Here is a 21,746-nt window from a genome sequence, read left to right as displayed (position 1 = left end):
TTAATAGTTAAATGCTGTGTACTCACTGGTCAGTGTAGTACACGGCTGTTGTGATCTATATATAGTGAGCTTAGGCTTGGTTAAAGGTTTCGCCTAAGGCGTTAATTAATGAATCGATTTCAGACTTTTCAGTCGTGAACGGTAGGCCTAACTGTATGGTGGCACCGCCGTAGCGTACATAAAAGCCTTTTTCCCACATCTTCATGGCGATCTCATAAGGGCGACGGGCGGGCTCGCCGGGGAGAGCTGCCACCGTAATGCCAGCTGCAAAGCCGGTGTTACGTATGTCGGTTATATGGTTACAACCTTTTAGGCTGTGTACCGCTTCTTCAAAGTAGGGGCTTAAGTCAGCGACGTTTTGTATATAGTTACCCGTTTGCAGCAAGTTTAGCGATGCCAAGCCGGCAGCACAGGCTACTGGATGAGCTGAGTAAGTGTAACCGTGGGGTAGTTCCACCATATATTCTGGGCCGCCTTCGGCCATAAATACATCGTGTATTTCGTCAGTGGTGATTACCGCACCCATAGGGATACAGCCGTTAGTCATTTGCTTGGCGATGTTGATAATATCGGGGGTTACGCCATAGGCTTCGGCACCGGTTTTAGTACCCATGCGGCCAAAGGCACAGATAACCTCATCAAAAATTAACAAGATGTTGTTAGCGGTACAGATTTCACGCAGACGATCTAAATAGCCTTTTGGCGGGGGGATAACACCGGCAGAACCAGGCATAGGTTCTACGATTACCGCAGCGATGTTAGAGGCGTCATGCAAGGCGATGATGTCTAATAATTCGTTGGCTAACTCAGCGCCGGCTTCGGGCTGGCCCTTAACAAATACATTCTCAGGTAGCATGGTGTGGCGCATGTGATCGGCATCTACCGCTTGGCCGTATAAAGCACGGTTGGGGCCTATGCCGCCTACTGAAATGCCGCCCCAGTTAACACCGTGGTAGCCCAAGCCGCGACCTATCAATTTAGTCTTGCTGGGCATGCCTTTTTTGCGCCAGTAAGCGCGGGCGATTTTTAAAGAGGTTTCGGCAGATTCAGAGCCAGAGCCGGTGTAAAACACTTTATTTAAGCCTTCGGGCATAAACTCAGTGATTTTTTCAGCCAGTTGGAATGCTTTAGGGTGGCCAAACTGGAAGGCGGGTGAGTAATCTAAAGTTTTGATTTGCTCGGCTACCGCTTCGTTAATCTCGGGTACGCTGTGGCCTAAGCCGCAGGTCCACAGGCCTGACAAACCGTCAAAGATCTTACGACCTTCAGCGTCGGTGTAATATTTACCGTCGGCAGAAACAATAATGCGTGGGTCTTTTTTAAACTGGCGGTTGCCAGTAAACGCCATCCAATGGGCGTCTAATTGTTTTTGGGTTAATCCTGCAAGCTTGTCAGTCATAGTTTCTACTCAACTTAATCAACGTTAATAAGTGAATGAGCGGCTTTATTTATGGTTTAGCGTTCATTCTGGGCTTGAATTTACACTTGTATTTATGTTTCATAAATGACTAAATATCACACTTCACTTTCATTTTCATGAAACAATTGGCCGAGTGCTATCCCATAGCTGATCAAGCGGCTGATAGCGGCGCAAAGTATAAGGCAGTCAGCATATGGCGACTAAGGTTTTAGGGCAGTTAAGCGATATAGATTTAAGGCTGCTGCGGGTCTTTAGGGTGGTTGCGGAAAGCGGCGGGGTCTCGGCCGCCGAGGTAGAGCTTAATATAGGCCGTTCTACCATTAGCCGGCACTTAAAAGACTTGGAGATACGCCTAGGCGTGGTGCTGTGCCGTCGCGGCCGCAGTGGCTTTGCCCTCACCGAGGAAGGGCAAACCATCTACAAGGCCTCGCTGCGCTTGTTAGCGGCTATGGATGAGTTTAGAGGCGAGGTCAACGACGTACACCAGCAAATGACCGGTAACATAAGCATCGTTCTGTTTGATAAAACGGTTACCAATCCCCAGGCGGCTATTAGCAAGGCGCTGCGTTTGTTTGAGCGGGCGGCCCCTAAGGTGGAATTGGAAGTGTTTGTAGAGCCGCTCAATGAAATAGAGCGGGGCCTATTAGATGGCCGCTTTCAGGTAGGGGTGGTGCCGTTGCAGCGTACCGCCAGTGGCATACATTATGAGCCTCTGTTTAAAGAGCAAATGTACCTCTACTGCGGTCGACAGCATAGCTTTTGGGATAAAAGCGAAATCAGTAACGCTGAAATTCTAGCCGCCAAGTACGCGGGGCTAGGCTATATGTCGCCCAATATGCAAATAGGCCAACAGTTGAGTATGCAGCGCGCCGCCACCGGTTACGACCAAGAGGCCATAGCGACGCTGATTATGTCAGGTTGTTACTTAGGTTATTTACCCGATCACTACGCCAAGCAATTTGTGGAACAGGGCATGATGAAAAGTGTCGGCGAAGCCACCTTTCAATATTTATGTGAGTTTTCCACAGCCTATAGATTGTCGCCCAAGCCTTCGCGGGTGGTGGATACCTTTATCCAGTGCTTGCGGCAGGCGCATGATTTAGTAGCAGTTCCTAGCTGAGAGTCGCTAGTCTCTAGATAGAGAGCTCCTAGCTCCTAGTCTCTAGTTCTGCTAGGGGTGTTTTTAAGAGGTTGTCGCGCATGCTCTCTTTTAGCTCTTGCATGATTTGTTGGTTGACCTGTATCAGCCCGCGCTTGGGTCTGTCCAAATCGATAATAATAAAAACAATCATGGCGATTAAAAATGCAATCAGCACCGTGGGTATGGCCAGCCGTTTATTACTGAGCCCACTGGAGTAACCCATAATGCTTAGCGAGGCGATAAATACGATAAATAATAATAGCAACACCACTTCAGGCACGTGCATTTGTAATAGTGCATTGCGTTTGCTTTGAGCGTCAAACATGGCGTTGAGTGCGTTGATATAGGCGCCGGTGGTGGTAGGGCGAGGGTCGCTGCTGGCGGCCAGAGTGGCCAGTGTCCATAGCTCATATTGCAGTTTGGTGAGGGTGTTATTGTACTGCTTGCGGGTAGCGGTTTCGCTGAGGTCGGTTTTACCCAGCACAATGCGCAGGTCTATATATTCGTCTAGTTTTTGATAGGTGTCGCGGTGGTATTGCTGTTCTAATAAATGCACCCGCAGTGCTACCGTGCCTATGGCGTTTACCTCATCAATCAGTGCGAGGTTACGATTATCAAAACGCTGCATAGCCATACTAAAGGTAAAGCCCAACAACAAAGCTAATAAACCTAAAATGCTAGCCTGCACCGAGCCCGTTAGCGACTTTAACTCGTCATTGGTTTTGTGTTGGATAAATTTTCCTGTTCGAAATGAAAGTTCATTAAACAGAATGATCAGTGCAAACAGTATCAGGGTAATCACAATACTGTTGTGGCTATAAAGAAACTCTTGTTGTGCCATAGTATGGGCCTATTCGCTAGTTCTATTAATGGCTGCTAGATTACGCTGAAGTGCTTAATTAAACTAGTGAGTCTTAGTGTTCTCGCGGTATGAGGCCAAATGTATAACGGATAATAATGAGCTGGCAATGATGCAGGCAGACGCGGAAAACCTTTTTAACCATAAGATTCTAGTTGAGCAGGTAAAGCTGCTTTATAAAAATGCTGTGCCCATATTTTTTGTTAACCTAGTGGTGAGCACGGCCTTGGTGTATGGCTTGTGGGATGTGGTGTCACGGGCAGGTCTAAGCCTGTGGTGGGCTATTATGTTACTGCTGTTTTTACTGCGGGTACTGAGTTACGTTATTTATCGGAAAAAGTTTAATCCAGGGCAGGCCCATCGCTACGCCTTATTATTTATTGTGGGTACGGGCTTAACGGGACTTTCTTGGGGGCTGACGGGGGTGGTTTTTTTCCCTGCGCATGCTTTGGAGTACCAACTTTTTATTTTGTTTGTGTTAATTGGTATGGCCGCCGGTGCGGTATCGTCTATGACGATTTATTTACCGGCCTTTCTTACCTACTTACCTATTTCATTAATCCCCATTACCATACGTTTAATTATGGTGGCCGAGCCCATACAGCTATCTTTAGGGATAATGGCCATAGCCTATAATATTGCCTTGCTGTATTTCGGCTTAACTATTAATAGGGCGCATACCGAAACCTTAAAACTACGTTTTGAAAATAGCAATTTGGTAGAGCAGCTACGCCAGCAAAAAGATGAGGCCGAGCAGGCCAATATCGCTAAAACTAAGTTTTTGGCAGCGGCTAGCCATGATTTGCGCCAACCGTTACATGCCTTAACGCTGTTTATCTCGGTATTGGATGAAACTATTATTCAGCCTAAAACGCGTCGGGTGGTAGAACAAATAAAGTCATCGGTGCAAGCCTTACAGGGTTTGTTTAATGCCCTGTTAGATATATCCCGTTTAGAAGCGGGAGTGATGACGGTAGAAAAAACAGCCTTTGCGTTGCAGCCCTTGTTGAATAAATTAGCTAATGAGTACACGCCTCTAGCGCATGAGAAAGGCTTGAATATTTATTGGCCTACAGAAAGTTATACCCTATACAGTGATCAAGGCTTGATTGAACAAGTTTTACGTAACTATATTTCCAATGCTATGCATTACACCGAGCAAGGTGAGATACACATAAGTTGTCAGCCTGAGGGTAAAACAGGGCAGTTAATACTGTCGGTTGCCGATACCGGTATCGGCATAGCCGAGCAACACCGATACATTATTTTTGAGGAGTTTTACCAGCTAGGTAACCCAGAGCGGGATAGAAGCAAGGGCTTAGGCTTGGGCTTGGCCATAGTGCAGCGCACGGCCCAACTACTAGGGCATGATTATGGTGTGCAGGGTAGGCCCGAGGGCGGCTCACTATTTTTTATCAGCGTTGAGCTTAGTGATTACAGTGTTGCATTAAGCCGTGGCGAGGCAGAACAAGATCATGTCCCAACTTTACCTGCGTCAGTCTTAATTCTGGTTATCGATGACGATATGAATGTATTGGAAGGTAGTCGCTTATTGCTTAGTGAATGGGGCTGCGAAGTGATAACCGCGGCCAGTAAGCAAGAGGCATTGGCACAATTAGAGCAGGCTAGGCGTATGCCTGAAGGGATTATTGCCGATTACCGGCTGCGGGATAACTTAACCGGTGTTGATGCTGTGCAAAGTCTGCAACAACACTATCAACAAAAAATACCGGCGTTAATTATTACCGGTGATATAGAGGAAGACCGTTTGCGGCTAGTGAGTGCCAGCGGTTTGCAGATACTGCATAAGCCTGCGCCACCGGCTAAACTACGTGCCTTTGTTAATGCGATAAAGCGGGCTAAAAAATAACAATAATTATTTAGAGTAAGCCGTGTTGCTTGGCGCTAATTGCAGCCTGCGTGCGGTTGTTAACGTTTAAGCTTTTAAAAATGGCGGTCACATGCATTTTGACGGTGGCCTCTGCTAGTTCACAGCGCCTAGCAATTTCTTTATTAGACAGCCCCTCAACCAATAAGGCGAGCACATCGCGCTGTCTAGGTGTTAATAATTGCTGCTGTGGTTCTGCGCTGGCATGGTGAAAATCCGCTGGCACATAGATGACGCCAGATAATATTAAGTGCAAAGCACTTAACATCGTATCGCTAGGGGTGTCTTTGCAGATATAGCCTGCGGCACCTTTGTGTATTGCCTGTTGTATATCTTGTCGTGAATTAGAGGCCGATAAAATCACTATGGGTAGAGTGGGGTGTTTTTCCGTAAGCGTGACTAGGGATTCAAAACCATTTTTACCCGGCATATCTAAATCCAGTAATACTAAATCTATATCGGGGTGTTGATCTAAGTGCGTGAGAGCTTGTTGGTAATTGGCGGCTCCTAAAATAGCCACATCTGGTTCTAGTTTCTCCAGTACATAGCTCATGCCTTCTCGAAACAGACTGTGATCATCAACAATAAGAATTTTCATAGCGCCGGCCATGGTGTGAAAATTAAGCTGCCTATAGAGGGGGCAACCCCGCAGGGCTTATATGATTTGTGAGTATAGCCCCGTAGTGAATTTTAAAGCTAGCGTTGTATGGCTAGATACAGACTTTAGTCGGTACTTATACCGACCTATGGCTAATAGCTAGTGCAGCGGCAATTAACGACAATGTTAGCGGATAACCCAGTTGTAATATCGGGATAGCTGCAAAGAATACTGAAAGTAAAAAGGATATTCTCATGTCACCCAAATATGCATTGATAAGCTTATTACTAAGCAGCAGTATTTTAATTTTAGCGTCCTGTGGCGGAGGGGGCGGCGGTGGCTCCAGCGCCGCCACAGATAGCGACAAAGACGCAACCAGCGAGGACCTAGACGGCGATGGTGTTAACAATAGCAGCGATGTCGACAGAGATAACAACGGCCTGATAGAAATAAGTAGCCTGCAGCAGTTGGATTGGGTACGTCACGACTTGCTGGGCACGGCCCGTAATAATGGGGCCGGCAATGCTGATAGCACTGGCTGCCCACAAACTGGCTGCAATGGCTATGAACTTATAGCTGATTTAGATTTTGATACCAACGGCGATGACAAGGTGGATAGCCAAGACGATTACTACGATTACGACGGTGATGGCAGTAATAACGGCTGGCTACCTATAGGTAATGCTACAGAATTTTTTGCCGCTAATTTTAATGGTAATAATCATACCATCGCCAATCTCTATATTAATCGCACGGCCGGTGATGCAGAAACCGCAGGCGAGTATATAGGCTTATTTGGCTACAATGCCGACAGCCAAACCCAGACAATTAAAAATATTCTCTTAGATAAAGGGCAGGTAACCGGTGCTAGGCAAGTGGGTAGTTTATTCGGTGAGTTTAGAGCTGGCGCTGGTAGCCCACATAGTTTACATAATTGTAAAAGTACGGTGGCGGTGAATGGTTCACAATATGTGGGCGGTTTAGTCGGTATAGCCCGATCTGTTAGTCTGTATAAAACGGAAAGCCGTGGTGCCGTGCACGCCAGCAGTGATAGTGTTGGAGGCCTTATTGGTAGTGCGGTAGACAGTGTTGTTAGCCAGAGCTCTGCCTATGGTAGTAGCTCATCCGATAGTATGGGCGATAGCCGCGTAGGTGGCTTAGTGGGCGTGGCAACCGGAAGCACATTTAGTGCCTGTGCTGCTTACGGCAATGTGAGTAGTGAGGGTAGCCAAGTAGGTGGGCTGATAGGATACGCTGTTAATACTCGTGTGAATCTATGTTTAGTAAAAAGCGCTGTAACTAGTTTCGCTGCTACGAGTATTACGGGCGGGCTAGTAGGTTACCTGCATGATGAATCGTCCATTCTATACAGTTCGTTTCAAGGTGATGTGATTGCCTCGGGTGACTATGTGGGGGGCTTGGTTGGCTTGGCGCATATCGCGCCCGTGTTGACTGCTAATAAAGTTAGCGCTGATGTGAACGGTGCAAATTTTGTTGGCGGGCTAGTGGGTAGCATTAATATGTTGAACGCATTTGTCAGTGGTGATACGGGCTACCTTGAAGCTAATCTCGCAACCGGCAGTGTCAGCGGCGATGACTATGTAGGGGGTTTAGTGGGCATTAGTTATATCGTACGCGCACAAGCTAATTACAGCACGGGCTCAATCACTGCCCAGCAGTATGTCGGTGGTCTAGTGGGGGATGCCAATGTGGGCACGCATTTATATGCCAATTATTCTGCTGGCAGTACTAACGGCGCTAGCGACGTGGGTGGTTTGGTGGGTTTTAGTGATACCACGACCTATATTGATAATTACTACGCGATTGACAATAGCGGCCAGGCCAATGCCATAGGTACGGTTCATGGTGTGGGTAATCAGGGTGAGGGGCTAAACGCCACAGGCGCTACTTTGGCAGAGTTGCAATGCCCCACCGCCGACAATAACAATAGCTGTGCCGCTGTTGAGCTTTACGATAATTGGTCCAGTTATCAAGACGCTGACAGCAACGCCTACTGGCACTTCGGCAGTAGCAGCCAATTACCCGGTTTATTGATAAACGGCATCGTGTACAGGGATAGTGATGGCGACGGTGACTTAGATTAAACGTTAAAAGTATTATAATATTTTTTAGTGTAGCGCCTATTAACGGCGCATTTTTTATAGACTTCTTTTTACTTCCCTTCGCTACCGACCTTAGTCGGTAGCCCTACAGACTTCTGACTAATAGCCAACAGCTACAAAATTATTTAACAATAGTTACCTGCTGGCGTATGGATACGCGATAGGTTTTTTGTTTCATCATCGCCATAACTATAAATAACAAGACAAGGATGATCTTATGTTTAGTCTACGCATACATATACGTTTTTTAAGTGTGTTTTTTATGAGTGCTTTAAGCTTGATGGCTTGCAGCGGTGGCGGCAGTAGCAGTGATGATGGGGCCGCCAGTGCAGGCTCAGGTAATAGCGCTATCCCTATTCCCAGTGGCGATAGCAAGCCTGCAGTTAGGCAAGAAACTCTCAGTGATATAGTGGCTGCACAAGACTTTAAAGGCGCTTATGGTGAGGGCTATGCCCATGTTTGCCCTGCTGATAACAGTATGGTGAGTGGGCGAAATTTTTTAATTAAAGTGCATGGCTATTCACCAAAAACCATTAACAAGTATCCCGGGGATGGTGAATTAGAGGGCAGCTGCAATAGCTTGCCAGATGATAGAAACTACCATGTGTTAGAGCTGCGTTACCGCAATGGTGGCGATTACATACAACGCAATGCGGGCTTTGTACGGTCCTTACTAGAAAAGGTCATCGCTCAATATCAAATCACTAGTGAAGACAATATTGCCCTAGTGGGGTATAGCATGGGCGGCGTTGTTGCTCGTTATGCTTTACTCACTATGGAGAGCGAGGCGGTGAATCACCATGTAGATTTATATATTAGTGTGGATAGCCCTCACTTAGGGGCATATGTGCCTATTGCTGTGCAGCATCTCGCTAATGCGTTTTCTGCCTATGGTGGCAGTGCCGCAATAACCGGTGCCAATGCCCCTGCGGCCAAGCAGATGTTGCGTTACCACTATAGCCAAGGGGCGTCATCGCAAACCTGGACTGACGATTATCAACAGCTGTATATCGTTGAGTTGCAAGCGGTGTATGGGGGCTACCCAGCGGCTGAAGGTTTACGCAAGGTAGCTGTTGCCAGCGGCCGCAGTGATGGCCACTTGGCTAGTATAAAGCCGGGCGATATTTTTTACAGCGCTATTAAAACCGTTTCAGGAAGTGAAACTATCGCCAAACAAACGGAACAAAAATATAGCTGCACTGCCACGTTTAAAGCAACCACAATTAATATCGATGTGGATATTATTGCCAGAGGCTATGCCCTGAGTTTGGCGGCGGCTCCAGTTGTTGTCGCCAGCACCGATGTAGCAGGTTATATAGTAAAACCCGATAAAGCGCGCATCAGCATCGACAGTAATACAAAACTGAGCGATTATTTTGCAACACGCGTTGAACTTAGTGGATGTGCTGGGCTGGGTGGGGCACTCAAAGATAAAGTGGTTAGCAATGTCGTCGCCGCCGTGGTCAAGGCGGCTAAAGCAGAGGCTAAGCCCTTTGTCGACGCCTACAATGACAAAACCTACCGCACTTATGGTGATGGTATCAACTCTGCGAGTGTGCCCGGTGGTTTGGGTTATGACATAAAAACGTTTACGGAGCTGATGACTAAGTCAGCGGGGTTTAAAGCGAGTGTTAGCAGTGAACAGCCCCATGCCTTTGTTACTTTGGGCAGCGCCTTGGGTATAGAAGGCCTTTATCCAACAGACCCTGCCTATTGGTCGGCGGTGGATTTCGCCAGCCGCAGCCCTTTTGACCAACTGTATTATGAAGACAGCAAAAACATGAATCATATAAAGTCCAGCCACGACTGGTTTACACAAGAAGTGCTATCGCTTTTTAACCCATAGCAAACAGCATTATAGAAAACCGTTTGGAGCGCAGCCTAAAAAGCTCTAGTATGACAGGCTAATCAGTTAGCAACCCAGTATTGATGTATCCTGTTATGCGCCGTTATTTACCTTCGCTTATTGCCCTGCAGTGTTTTGAAGCTGCCGCCCGCCACCTGAGTTTTACCAAGGCTGGCGAGGAGTTGTATCTCACCCAAAGCGCGGTTAGCCGCCAGATTAAAAACCTAGAGGCTTTTTTGGGTTGTGCTTTATTTCAGCGGGTGAAGCAGCGGGTGCAGCTAACCCCTACCGGCGAAACCTATGCGCTGGGGGTGCGCGCCTTATTAGATCAAGCGGAGGAGCTTACCCGCGAAGTGAGTGTGGGGCAGGCCCGTGCGATTAAAATAGCTGCCGAACCGGCCATAGCCAGCCGTTGGTTAATCCCTAGGTTAACGGCTTTTAAAAAAGCCTATTCTGATATCACCATAGAAATCGTCACCGATATGGAGCAAATTTACGGCGATACCCACAGCTATGACCTAGCCATACTCTACGGTGCTGGCCAGTGGCAGGGTTTACAGTCGCGTTTTTTAATGGCGGATGAGTTAGTGGCTGTGGCCACCCCTGCGTTAATGGGTGATAAAAAAGCGGTGAGCAGCCATGCCGACATTGTGCATTTTCCGCTGTTGCATCACTCCTCGCAACTGTCGGCCAGTGCCGAATGGTTGCTGCGGTCGGGTTATAGTGCCGAGCAGGTGCAGGCTCTACCGGGCCAGCGTTTTGAACACTTTCATTTATTATTACAGGCAGCGCTACAGGATTTAGGGGTGGCGATATTGCCGCGCTATTTTGCCAAAGAGGAGGTAGAAAACGGCCGTTTGGTTTATGCCTGTGAGCAAGGCCTGCAATCGCAAGAGGGTTACTACGTGGTGGTGCCTAAAGAAAAATCTGAGCTATTTACCATTAGCCACGTTGCCGATTGGTTTGTGGCGCAGGGTGTCACTCCCGCGCCTAGTAGCTAATTTTGGCGCTGGGCTAGCAGCTCTTTTATCGTTTCAGTTTTATAACTCACACAGGTTAAAAAGGCTTTCATGTTAGGGTCCCGTTACACAGTGCAGGCGCAGTTAAGCGCTGCGCCTGCACTGTGTAAAAAATGGTTTTTATAAAAAATCTTTTTCCATGACTTCAATAATGGTGGGGATGTTGCAGTGTTGCGCTTGCTGCAAATGCGCTTTCAAACTCGCTAGATTTTCAGCGCGGTAGGCGGGGCAGCCGTAGCCTTTGGCTATAGTAAGAAAGTCGGGGGTGTAAATGTCACAGGCTATAGGCTTCATGCCGGCCTCTTCAAAGTTTTGGGCAATCATTTCATAGCGTTGGTTATTCCAAATCACCACGACTACCGGGATTTCGGCTTCTACGGCGCTAGCCAATTCATTAATAGTAAATTGCAGGCCACCGTCGCCAATTAAACACACCACCGGTAAGTCGGGCTGGGCTAGTTTGGCACCAAAGGCGGCGGGTAGGGCGTGGCCCAAGGTGCCATAGCCGGTAGCGGCCGAGGCAAAACGGCGCGGCTGCGGGGCGTCATACTGCGCAGCGGCAAAATAGGCGGGCTGAGTGGAGTCGCCTATCAACACGCAATTGGGCAGTGCTTGCTGAAAACAGTCTAAAAAACCTTGGTAGCCTGGGTGATCTAGCGCTTTCAGTTGTGTGCGCAAGACAGCGGTGCGCTCTGCACCCTGACGCTGCGCGGGATTAATTAAGGGTAATAGCGCGGCACAGGCTAAGGCGGCGTCGGCCTGTATAGCTATCTCGGGGCGGGCATTGCGGCTGAGCTGAGCGGCTTCTATATCTATGCGTATTAGCTTGGCTGCGCCCAAATTAAATTGGCCATTAAAGAAGAAATCATAATCGGTTTCGGCCAGCTCTGTGCCTATAGCCAAGATCACATCGGCGGCTTGGTAGAGATCACGTATGGGTTGATAAGAGGGGCTGCTACCCACGTGTAAGGGGTGGTCGGCGGGTAGTATGCCTTTGCCGTTATGGGTGGTGGTAACGGGGGCATCCAGCTTGCTGGCTAATTCACGTATCAGCTCGGCGGCATCGGCGGCGCCGCCGCCCAGAGCGATTACCGGCTTTTTGGCGAGGTTAAGTATCTCGGCGGCCTGCTGTAATTGCATGGGCGAAGCGGCGGGGCGGCTGGGTAGCGGCCATAGGCGCATATCGACATGGTCGGCATTGGCGGTAATCACTTCTAGGGGCATGGAGATATGCACCGGGCCGGGGCGCTCGCTATTAAAAATAGCAAAGGCGCGGGCGATAACCTTGGGCAGCTCATCGGCGCGGGCTAGGGTGTGGCTCCATACGCTGCATTCGGCCATGGCGGCTTGCAGGTTGCGGGTTTCGTGCAGGCGGCCTTCGCCCAGCCCTTTTTCCCAGCTGTTGTTATCGGCGGAAATTACCAACATGGGTACCGAGTCTTGTTTGGCTTGGCCCATGGCTGTGGCTATATTGTAAGCACCAGGGCCAGATACGGTAATGCACACGGCGGGCTTGCCGGTTACGCGGGCATAGCCATCGGCCATAAACCCCGCCCCTTGTTCGTGGCGTGGGCTAACATGACGTATACGGGTTTGCGGTAGACCACGGTATAGCTCTATGGTGTGAGTGCCGGGTATGCCAAAGGCGGTGTCTACGCCGTAGGCTTCTATGAGTTTTATGAGTTGTTCGCCGCAGGTGGCCATAGCTAAGTCTCGTTTGGGTTTATTGTGGGTGTATGACTGTGCGGCCATACTAGAAATTTTGGGTGGTTGGCGAAAACGACTTATTTCTATGGAGTCATTCCATAAACGCATCAACTCTTTGCTTGTCCGGGAAAGAAAAAGCGCAGGCAGCATTACCAAAATAGGGGCTTCGGACGTCTTAGGTAAGTAAGAGCAAAAAGTCGCAGCAAACGCATGTAGTAAAAGTTTGGAGCAAATGTGAAGCGAAATCAGCCCACGCCTTGGGATAAAAACCAGCGTGAGACTCAAACAGGTGATAGCAAGGCTGCCAAGCAGCTGGAGGTATCCACCCTATACAGTGAGCACAATGATGCCTTGCTGCGCTATCTATCTGTGCGCCTAAGTAGCCAGCAGGAAGCGGCGGAAGTGGCGCAAGAGGCTTACATACGCCTGTTAAGTCTTGATAAGCCCGATACTGTGAGCTACCTGCGCGCCTTTTTGTATAAGACTGCCGACAACATCGCCATTGATAGGCTGCGCAGACGCCAGCGCACCGAGGCTATTTTTGATAGCCAAGAGTCTGAACAAGAGTGCCGCAGCGAAGTACAAAACCCCGAGCGGCAATTAAGCGCTAGGCAGTCCATCAGCCAATTGCGCGTTTTTGTGGCAGAATTGCCACCCAAATGCCAAAAGGCTTTTTTAATGTATAAATTTCAGGAGCGCGAATACGGGGAAATCGCTGAGTCCATGGGGCTGAGCGAAAATATGATCCGTAAATATGTGCTGCGAGCCTTAGCGCATCTGAAAGAGCGGATGGCACAATGATGAGCCAGCCTATAGACCTATTTATTGAGAGTGTAGTGAGGTTATGAAGACAGATCAGAGTGTGTCTAAGGGAGCTGCGACACGGGTCGAAACAGAAGCTAACGAGTGGTTCTTGCGGATACGTGAGGGCGGCTTAAACTCGCTTGAGCATAGCGCCTGGAGCCGTTGGATGAGTAAAGATGCTGCCCACGAGCAGGCTTTTCTAGCGGTTGAGCTGCTATGGGGGGATCTCGATAGCTTGGCTGATATGGTGATGCCTACCGAGGCTGCGCTGGCCGCCGATACTTACCAAGGCGATGAACCCATCAGCCACTGGCACCAGCCTGCAGCGGCCAATAGTGATGATGGTGCCGGCGTTGTCGTGCGCTTGCGGACGCAATACCGCCGAGCCCTGCGGGGCTCACCTGTGCAATATGCCATGTCTGCAGCGGCCAGCGTGTTGTTGATAGGTTTTGTGGTGTTGATGAATCTGGGCCAAAACAGCGGCATAGTCCCCAGCGTAAAGAGCTTTCAAACCGGCCATGGCCAACACAAACAAGTGGCTTTGCAAGATGGCAGCGTGATAGATCTGGGTGCCGAGTCTATTTTAACGGTGAGCTACACCCCCGAAAACCGCGAGGTGAATCTGGTCAGTGGCGAAGCCTATTTTCAAGTAGCCAGCGATAAAGCGCGCCCCTTTACTGTGCAAACCGGCAGCGGTTATGTGCAGGTGGTAGGCACGGCGTTTAATATCGATAGAGACGATAGCAGCAGTACTATTACCGTATTAGAAGGGCATGTGCGTGTTGCCAGCGAGCGTCAGGCCTTGGTCGATAGTAGCGCTCGTATCCAGCCCATAGGTCAGCATTTTGCCGAGTTACTGGCGGGTGATCAGCTGGTAGTGGATGGCGAGGGTGTGTTGGGGGCGGTTCAAAAAGTGGACGCTGCCTCAGCTATCTCTTGGCGCGAGGGTCTATTAGTGTTTGTGAAGCAGCCTATGGGCGATGTGGTTAATGAGCTTAACCGCTACAGCAAGCAGCGTATTATTTTGGCTAATGCCTCTATTACCGCTATAGACTTTACGGGTACGGTAGATAAAACGCGCATTGCCGAGTGGCTTGTGGGCCTAGAAAAAGCCTATCCTATACGGGTGTCCATCATCGATGAAAAGACGGTGTTATTATTTGATAAGACCTTATAAGCTCTTTAGCGCTGGATAGTTATAGTTAGTTATAGCGAATTATAGCCAGCGCTGGCAACAACTCTTGAGAATAAGCCCCGCGGGGGGCCATAATAATAAAATGCTTAGCTTTCCATTTAGTGCGTTTAGGGTAGCGACATCAACACTGCGCTGCCATACAGCTATAGCCAGGCACAGCATAGGGATAGATTGCACACACTCGATAGTGTTACTCGAGTATTGCGCACATGGATGACGCGGTGACGGGCAAAACCTTGGCTAGCTACGCCTGTGCGTTGCTATGGATGGTCTGTGTCTGTTATTCCAACCCTTCGCTTAGTGCCGACGCCGGGCCGACAGCTATTAGTAAACCCTTTAATTTACCTGCCCAACCACTGGCCACTGCACTATTGGCTTTTTCTAAGCAGGCCGGGGTGCAGCTAATTTTTCCGCAAACCGCTATGCCCGAGCACCGCATCACCGCGATAACAGGGGATTACCCGCCGTTAGTCTTATTAGCCCAGCTGCTACAGGGCAGTGGTCTGCAGTATGAGCTTAGCGGCGAGCACACAGTGATTATTTATCCTCTAACTCAGCCTAGCGAGCAGCAAGAGGCCGTGTTAATAGAAGAGATACTGGTCACTGCCCGCAAGCGCCGGCAGCGGCCAGAGCAAGTGAGTGTGGCCTTAAGTGTGTTTGATGGCAGCGCGATTACTGCTTTAGGTATGGCCAATCCCGAACGGCTGGCGGCACAGGTGCCCTCCATGACGGTGAAAAGCCCTTACGCCACCAGTAACCCCGTTTTTACGATACGGGGCATAGGCTATAACAGCTTTACTTCCAACATGAGTGGCACCATAGGCTTTTATGTGGATGATCTGTATTTAAATAGCAGCAGCCTGTTGAGTTTTGATTTATACGATATAGAGCGGGTAGAGGTGCTGCGCGGCCCGCAGGGCACGCTGTTTGGCCGCAATACATTGGGCGGGGCTATCAGCGTGGTTACTCGTAAGCCCAAGCAAAGCTTTGATGCCTATCTGCGTATAGACAAAGGTAATTATCAATACACCGCCGTGCAGGGTGCCATAGGCGGTGGTTTAAGTGACGAGCTGGCGGGGCGCTTTGCCTTTAACAGCCGTAGGCAGCAGCAGGGCTTTTATGAAAACACACTCACGGGTCGTAATCACGGTGAGGTGGATATTAACTCCTGGCGCGGCTCGCTGCTGTGGGCACCCGATGACAAGCTCAGCGTCTATGCCAAAGTTTATGCTTTAAAAGACCGCTCAGAGCAGTGGCATTACGATGTATTAGGTACTAGAGACCCTAATCAACCGACGCAATCCCCGCTACTGGGAGAGATATTTGAACAGCCTTGCCAGGCTTGGTTGCAGGATGATTTGGCGGGGCTGCAGCAGTCCTGCGTGAATATTAAGGGTTATAAAGATACCGATGGCGACCCTTATAAGGGTGAATTCAGCCTAGATCCTATAGTCGAGACCGATACCCACGGCGGGGTGTTGCAGGTGACTTGGCAACTGCCCTTCGCCGAGTTGCAGGCTATTAGCGGTTACCAAAGCTTCGATAAAATTTTAGAGGAAGAGTTTGATGCCTCTCCCTTGCTGCTGGGGGACAATATCCTTAACGATGATATAGCTATTTATTCGCAGGAGCTGCGCTTAGTTTCGCAAGGTGACAGTGGCTTTGAGTGGATAGTGGGGGGCATATACAGCGATGAGGATATAGCCGCCTCGGTGCTTACCTCAGGCCGTGACCGCTGGGGTACTGACATATTGGTGGATTACCGCCAAAAGACTATTAACCAAGCGCTATTTAGCCACGTTGAATGGAGTTTAAATTCGCGCTGGCGAGCGTTGGCAGGGCTGCGTTACAGTCATGACCGCATAGACTTTAATGGCACTACCACAAACCTAGATCCCTTCAATAACGGCACTGTAGAGGTGCTCACCGTGCCGGTTGCGCCGGGGGTGGTAACCGCCACGGATGATAGCATTAGCTATGGGGCTTGGTCGGGCAAATTGGGTTTGGATTTTCAGGCCAGCGATCATTGGTTGTGGTATGCCAATGTCAGCCAAGCCTATAAAAGCGGCGGCTTCACCGGCTATTGGTTAATACTGCCAGAAGATGGCGAACCCTATGATGAAGAGACTTTAACCGCCTATGAGCTGGGCCTTAAATGGCAGCTACCCGCCTGGCATATGGTGGCCAGCACGGCGCTGTACTACTACGACTACCGCAACCTACAGCAGGTATCCTCTACCGCTGCGGGAACCTTCTTGATTTCCAATGCCGGTGATATACGTGCCAGCGGCTTAGAGGGGGAGTTGCGCTGGCAGCCCAGCAGCCGCAGCAATATCGTGCTGGGGGCCAGTTATATAGATGCGGTGTACTACGATACTCAGCGTGGCGATGTGCAACTGGCGGGTACCCGTGATGAAGTGCAGCAGGACTTAAGCGGTAATGTGCCGGTTAATTCCCCGCAGTGGGCGATGAATCTCGCGGTAGATTATCGATACCCGCTGGATAACGGCTGGTCGCTAAGCTTTGCTACTGATGCCGCCTATCAGAGTAAAGTCTATTTAGCCTTGGATAACCTAGAGGTGAAAAGCCAGCAGGCTTATTGGTTGTATAACGGTAGTATCGTGCTGGCGGGGCCCGGTGAGCGTTGGCAGCTATCGCTGTGGGGCCGTAATTTGGCCGATAAACAGTATTACACTGAGGCTTTTTCTTCTAAAAGTTCTGGCCTGTTAATGCGGGTGATTGCACCGCCCAGAACCTATGGCTTGGCCTTGGCTTACCATTGGTAGGTGTTTGAAATGCTTCGTTTTCCTATGCTAAATAATAGCGAATGCTTATATTTTTCTGAGGCACTAGTGTAGGCCTTGTCATTACCCTTAGAATTAATATTTAGACTTTTTTCATTTTTTTATTCACAAATCTAAAACACTGTTCGTCTTAGTGTTAGTAGCAAGTCAATCTTTGTGAATAATAATGAGGAGATTTCAGCCCATGCTTAACAAACAAGCATTCAAGAAAAAAGCACTGAGCATATTAATACCGATGGTATCGATGTCTGCCCCAATCGCGGTACAAGCGCAAGGCACAGTTTTGGAATTAGAGGAAATGGTGGTCTCCGCTAGCCGCCGCAACACGACGGTGATGGATATTCCCTCTAACATCAGCGCCGTAGGTGGTGAAGCTCTAGAGAAAGCCGGTATTACCGACTTTTCTAAATTAACCCGTAATATACCCGGGCTTTCTTTTAGCGACACTGGCCCACGTAACAACGGCATCAGTGGCGGCTTGATTATGCGTGGTATGAACGCACAAGCAGGTGGCTTTGAAGATTTTTATCGCTCCTCTGACCCTGCCGTTTCTACCTACATAGGTGAGACGCCTTTATTTGTTAACTTAAACATGCGCGACATTAATCGCGTAGAAGTGTTGCGCGGACCGCAGGGCACTTTATACGGTTCTGGCTCTTTGGGTGGCACCGTGCGTTACATACAAAACAAGCCTAGCATGGAAGCGTTTGAAGCCCATGTCTCGGCTAAAGTTGCGCAGACTACTGGTGCCGGTGATATGAACACCGATACCGAGTTTATGGTTAACCTGCCTATCTCCGACAACATGGCCGTACGCGCCGTGGGTGCTTATGTAGATAACAGCGGTTTTATCGACGCCAACAGATTAGAGGGGCTAGACGCTAACGGCCAGCCTACTGGTGTGCTAAGCAGTAAAAAAGATATTAACGGCAACACCGTTGAATATGCCCGTTTAGGTTTTGTCTGGGATATTAGCGATAGTGTAGGTTTAGAATTTAATCACCAAATTCAATCTGATAATGTCGATGGCCGCCAAGCCTATTCCGCTAGCGAAGGCGATTATAAGTCGGGTGTTAAACGCCTAGAGCCTTTTAGCCGCGATGTGCGTATTAGCTCTTTAGATATACAGGCTGATGTCGGTTTTGCCACGGTATCGTCTTCCAGTTCTTATTATCGCAATGAAGCCGACAGCACCTACGACCAAAGCTACAACTATGCAGCGCAAGGTTTTTGGGCTTACTACGATGGCGTGCCAAGAAACTTTGTTACTGGTGTTAAAGAATTTGAAACCGATGCTTTTGTGCAAGAAGTACGTTTAGTATCTAACACCGAAAGTGATTTTGACTGGGTAGTGGGTGCTTATTACTCTTCTTGGAATGGCTCGGCAGATGCTGCTGATTATATACACGGCATCGATACGTTTTACGGTATTACTAACCCGCAAGCGCCGGACTTGGGCTACACCAATATTCAAAAAGATAACTTTAAAGATAAGGCTGTATTTGGTGAGCTGACCTACCACGTCACCGAAGCTTGGCAGATGACCTTAGGTGCGCGCTTCTTTGATCAAACCTTTAAAAGTAGCCAAACGATTACCCTACCTCCCTGCGGTGTTTTTTGTGGTGATGGCCCCACCGGTTTGAGTGGTGGTAGCGCTGAGCAAGACTTTGAAGATGAAATCTTTAAATTCAATACCTCTTATGATTTATCAGAAACCATGATGGTGTTTATGACTTGGGCCGAAGGTTTCCGCCACGGCGGTTCTAATGGCCTACCCATAGATGATCCAGCCACCACGGCGGTAGAGGGTGGTATTTTTGCCAACCACGCTAGCTTAATGACCTTTGATGCTGATAAGGCTACCAACATGGAAGTGGGCTTTAAAGGCCGTTTCTTGGACAATCATTTAGAAATGTCAGGTGCAATCTTCACTATAGATTGGGACGACAACCAAGTACTGCAACGTGCGCAGGGCGGCTTCCCCATTGTTTATAATTTAGGTGAATCTAAAACTACCGGCTTAGAGCTAGAGGTGAAATCACACTTTACTGAAAATCTATCACTCTCTTTAGGCTATGCTTATGTGTCAGCGGAAACCTCTGAGGACTTTTCAGGCTTACCTAATCTAGCCGGTGACCCTACCTTAATTATAGAGAAAGGTTCTGACTTACCGGGCGTGCCCAAAAGCACCTTTACTGCGGCGTTAGATTATTCCTATATGATGGATAACGGCGTAGAACTGTCTTACCGCTTGGGTGGTTTTTATAAAGAAAGCTTCGGCACCGACTTTAACAAAAGCAGTATTTACTATGATGAAGTCGATGCACAAGTGATTATCGATACCTCGTTAATGGTTTACGTCGATCAATGGCAGTTCTCACTCTCTATAGATAATGCCTTTGATTCAGATGACTCTACCTTAGAGCTGGGTAATGCCTTTTACCAACAGTATGCCGGTGTGGCTGATGCCAGTAATCGTAACCAGGCTGGTGATGCCAGTTATGTGGTGCGCCCACGTACGGTAGGTGTTGGTGTGAAATATACCTTCTAAATATAGAAAGGTTTTTAAACAATAAGGGCCGCAAGGCCCTTATTGTTTATTATTGAATATGATAGGTGTAATTAGGCTAGTATCCGGCTTGATAAGTATAAAAAAGTAAGTGAGTAAGTATGAGTGAACAAGTGGTAGATTCAGTAAGAAATAGTGAGCACTGGACGCGCGCTAACTTTTTAAAATTTCTTATTCCCTCGTTATTAGGTGTCGGTTTTTTCTTGGTGCCGGTTGAGTTTAACGGCAAAATGACCGTGATACTGGGTATGCTGGCAGAGCTGTTGAAAGCTTCTGTGGGCACGTCGATGGCACACATAACCACCTTTATTTTTGTTAGTTCAGCGCTACTGTCTTTGTTTTACAGCGTGGCTTCTGAATCGTGGAGCAAACGCACACCCGCTATGGCGGAGATGTTTCAAACTACGCCCATCTGGCTAATCTTGCGGGTATTGGGTGCTATCTTCAGCACCATGACCTTGCTGCAATACGGCCCCGAGTGGGTAATAGGTAAATCCACCGGCATTACCGCATTTGTTGATGTAGCCGGGATTATCTTTTGTTTAATAGGCATAGGTTGCCTATTGCTGCCCTTGTTAACAGATTATGGCTTTTTAGAGTTTACCGGCACGATGTTACGCAAGGTGTTTCAAAAAGTGTTTGGCCTGCCTGGCCGTTCGACTATTGATGCACTGGCTTCCTGGGTAGGCTCATCCAGTATTGCGGTGTTGGTTACCATACGGCAATACGAAACCGGCTTTTACTCTATGCGTGAAGCTTCAGTAATCGCCACTAATTTCTCGGTGGTGTCGGTGCCCTTTGTAGTATTAACCGCACAAGTGGCGGGTATTTCTGAGCACTTTTTCCTGCTGTACGGCGCTATGGTATTAATTGGTGTGATTTGCGCCATCGTAACGCCTAAGCTGCCCCCTTTATCGTTTATTCCCGATGATTATTACCCGCCGGTGGGTAAACAAATCAAAGAGGCGGCCGGTGAAGGCCGTTCTTTAGGCAGCTGGGCCTTGGAGCAGGCTTTAACTAGGGCCTCTACAGCGCCGTCTATTTCCAGGATGATTAAAAGTGGCTTTCATAACTTGCTGGATTTGTTTTTCACTATGATGCCAGCTGCTATGGCCATTGAGTTCTTGGCATTAGCGACCTATGAATACACCACCATTTTCCACTTTATCACCGCGCCCATAGTTCCGCTGTTAGAGTTGCTGCAAATCCCTGAGGCGCACGCGGCGGCTCCCGGTGTGGTGGTTGGTTTATTGGATCAATTTGTACCCGCTATCATCGCCGGCGGCATAGATAACCCTATTACCAGCTTTGTGTTGGCGGGTTTGTCGGTTACGCAGTTGATCTTCTTTGCCGAGTCTGGGATTTTAATTATGCGTTCAAAAATCCCTCTAAGTGTACCGCAGCTGATTGCTATCTTTGCTGTGCGTACCGTTATAGCGCTGCCGATCTTAACGTTAATCGCTCATTATTTATTGTAGGTGGATCGTTTTTAGCAGAAATAAAAAAGCCGTTATTTTTTAAATAGCGGCTTTTTTTGTAAAGGCTGTGTGGTTATTTGTTGGAGTATATCTAGTTTTTAATTCGGTAATGGCCCAAGGCTATTGCTTCATGATGGCGGCGCTGTTCCACAGGGGAGGGGCTGCTTTCGCTCTCGCCTGAGCCCGACACCCCTGCGGGGAAGGCAGCCGGTCTCAGTCGTTCACTCAGCGCTCATCTTTGATATTACGCAATAGCCTTGGGCCATTACCTGTATATCGCGCGAGATCACACTGC

14 protein-coding genes are annotated in these 21,746 nt (G+C 48.6%); 10 read left to right on the top strand and 4 right to left on the bottom strand.

Translation table 11 applies throughout. The features are described 5' to 3' along the window. Positions 1-70: 70 nt before the first annotated feature. Positions 71-1,399, bottom strand: a complete 1,329-nt coding sequence (aptA, locus tag B067_RS0105905; RefSeq protein ID WP_019529145.1) for an omega-aminotransferase AptA — start codon at positions 1,397-1,399, stop codon at positions 71-73. A gap of 214 nt (positions 1,400-1,613) precedes the next feature. Here aptA and B067_RS0105900 point away from each other — a divergent pair, with 214 nt between their 5' ends. Further along, a complete protein-coding gene (locus B067_RS0105900) occupies positions 1,614-2,540 on the top strand; it encodes a LysR family transcriptional regulator (RefSeq protein ID WP_019529144.1) in 927 nt (308 codons plus the stop codon). 28 nt (positions 2,541-2,568) lie between these two features. Here the strand turns inward: B067_RS0105900 and B067_RS0105895 are convergent, their stop codons facing one another. Continuing rightward, complete coding sequence (locus tag B067_RS0105895; protein ID WP_019529143.1) at positions 2,569-3,402, bottom strand: bestrophin-like domain; 834 nt, start codon at positions 3,400-3,402, stop codon at positions 2,569-2,571. A gap of 127 nt (positions 3,403-3,529) precedes the next feature. On the opposite strand from B067_RS0105895, the gene B067_RS19745 reads away from it, so the two are divergent. Continuing rightward, positions 3,530-5,290 (top strand): hybrid sensor histidine kinase/response regulator, encoded by a 1,761-nt coding sequence (locus B067_RS19745; protein WP_019529142.1) that lies wholly within the window; start codon positions 3,530-3,532, stop codon positions 5,288-5,290. Between the two features lie 10 nt (positions 5,291-5,300). Here the strand turns inward: B067_RS19745 and B067_RS0105885 are convergent, their stop codons facing one another. Beyond that, positions 5,301-5,906: a response regulator gene (locus B067_RS0105885; RefSeq protein ID WP_026244453.1), complete on the bottom strand. Its 606-nt coding sequence runs from the start codon at positions 5,904-5,906 to the stop codon at positions 5,301-5,303. Between the two features lie 254 nt (positions 5,907-6,160). Between B067_RS0105885 and B067_RS0105880 the strand changes: the two genes are divergently transcribed. The 3 genes from B067_RS0105880 (at position 6,161) to B067_RS0105870 (ending at position 10,876) form a co-directional block, all read left to right on the top strand. Further along, positions 6,161-8,011, top strand: coding sequence for a hypothetical protein (locus B067_RS0105880; protein WP_019529140.1), 1,851 nt, complete (start codon positions 6,161-6,163; stop codon positions 8,009-8,011). 235 nt (positions 8,012-8,246) lie between these two features. Continuing rightward, positions 8,247-9,875, top strand: a complete 1,629-nt coding sequence (locus B067_RS0105875; protein ID WP_019529139.1) for a lipase family alpha/beta hydrolase — start codon at positions 8,247-8,249, stop codon at positions 9,873-9,875. A 95-nt stretch (positions 9,876-9,970) separates the two neighbouring features. Then, positions 9,971-10,876, top strand: a complete 906-nt coding sequence (locus B067_RS0105870) for a LysR substrate-binding domain-containing protein (protein ID WP_026244452.1) — start codon at positions 9,971-9,973, stop codon at positions 10,874-10,876. Positions 10,877-11,014: 138 nt separating this feature from the next. Here the strand turns inward: B067_RS0105870 and B067_RS0105865 are convergent, their stop codons facing one another. Continuing rightward, positions 11,015-12,709: a 5-guanidino-2-oxopentanoate decarboxylase gene (locus B067_RS0105865; RefSeq protein WP_019529137.1), complete on the bottom strand. Its 1,695-nt coding sequence runs from the start codon at positions 12,707-12,709 to the stop codon at positions 11,015-11,017. A 126-nt stretch (positions 12,710-12,835) separates the two neighbouring features. On the opposite strand from B067_RS0105865, the gene B067_RS19740 reads away from it, so the two are divergent. The 5 genes from B067_RS19740 (at position 12,836) to B067_RS0105840 (ending at position 21,451) form a co-directional block, all read left to right on the top strand. After that, complete coding sequence (locus B067_RS19740) at positions 12,836-13,402, top strand: RNA polymerase sigma factor (RefSeq protein ID WP_019529136.1); 567 nt, start codon at positions 12,836-12,838, stop codon at positions 13,400-13,402. Positions 13,403-13,445: 43 nt separating this feature from the next. Further along, positions 13,446-14,582, top strand: a complete 1,137-nt coding sequence (locus tag B067_RS0105855; protein ID WP_083921368.1) for a FecR family protein — start codon at positions 13,446-13,448, stop codon at positions 14,580-14,582. A 227-nt stretch (positions 14,583-14,809) separates the two neighbouring features. Beyond that, on the top strand, positions 14,810-17,386 hold the full coding sequence (locus tag B067_RS0105850) for a TonB-dependent receptor (protein ID WP_019529134.1): 2,577 nt from the start codon (positions 14,810-14,812) through the stop codon (positions 17,384-17,386). 202 nt (positions 17,387-17,588) lie between these two features. Next, a complete protein-coding gene (locus tag B067_RS0105845; protein ID WP_019529133.1) occupies positions 17,589-19,955 on the top strand; it encodes a TonB-dependent receptor in 2,367 nt (788 codons plus the stop codon). 119 nt (positions 19,956-20,074) lie between these two features. Continuing rightward, on the top strand, positions 20,075-21,451 hold the full coding sequence (locus B067_RS0105840; RefSeq protein ID WP_019529132.1) for a YjiH family protein: 1,377 nt from the start codon (positions 20,075-20,077) through the stop codon (positions 21,449-21,451). Positions 21,452-21,746 lie beyond the last annotated feature (295 nt).

This window comes from Dasania marina DSM 21967 (assembly GCF_000373485.1).
In the GTDB taxonomy this organism is placed as follows: Bacteria; Pseudomonadota; Gammaproteobacteria; order Pseudomonadales; family Dasaniaceae; genus Dasania; species Dasania marina.
This window is presented reverse-complemented; position numbering and strand designations above follow the sequence as displayed.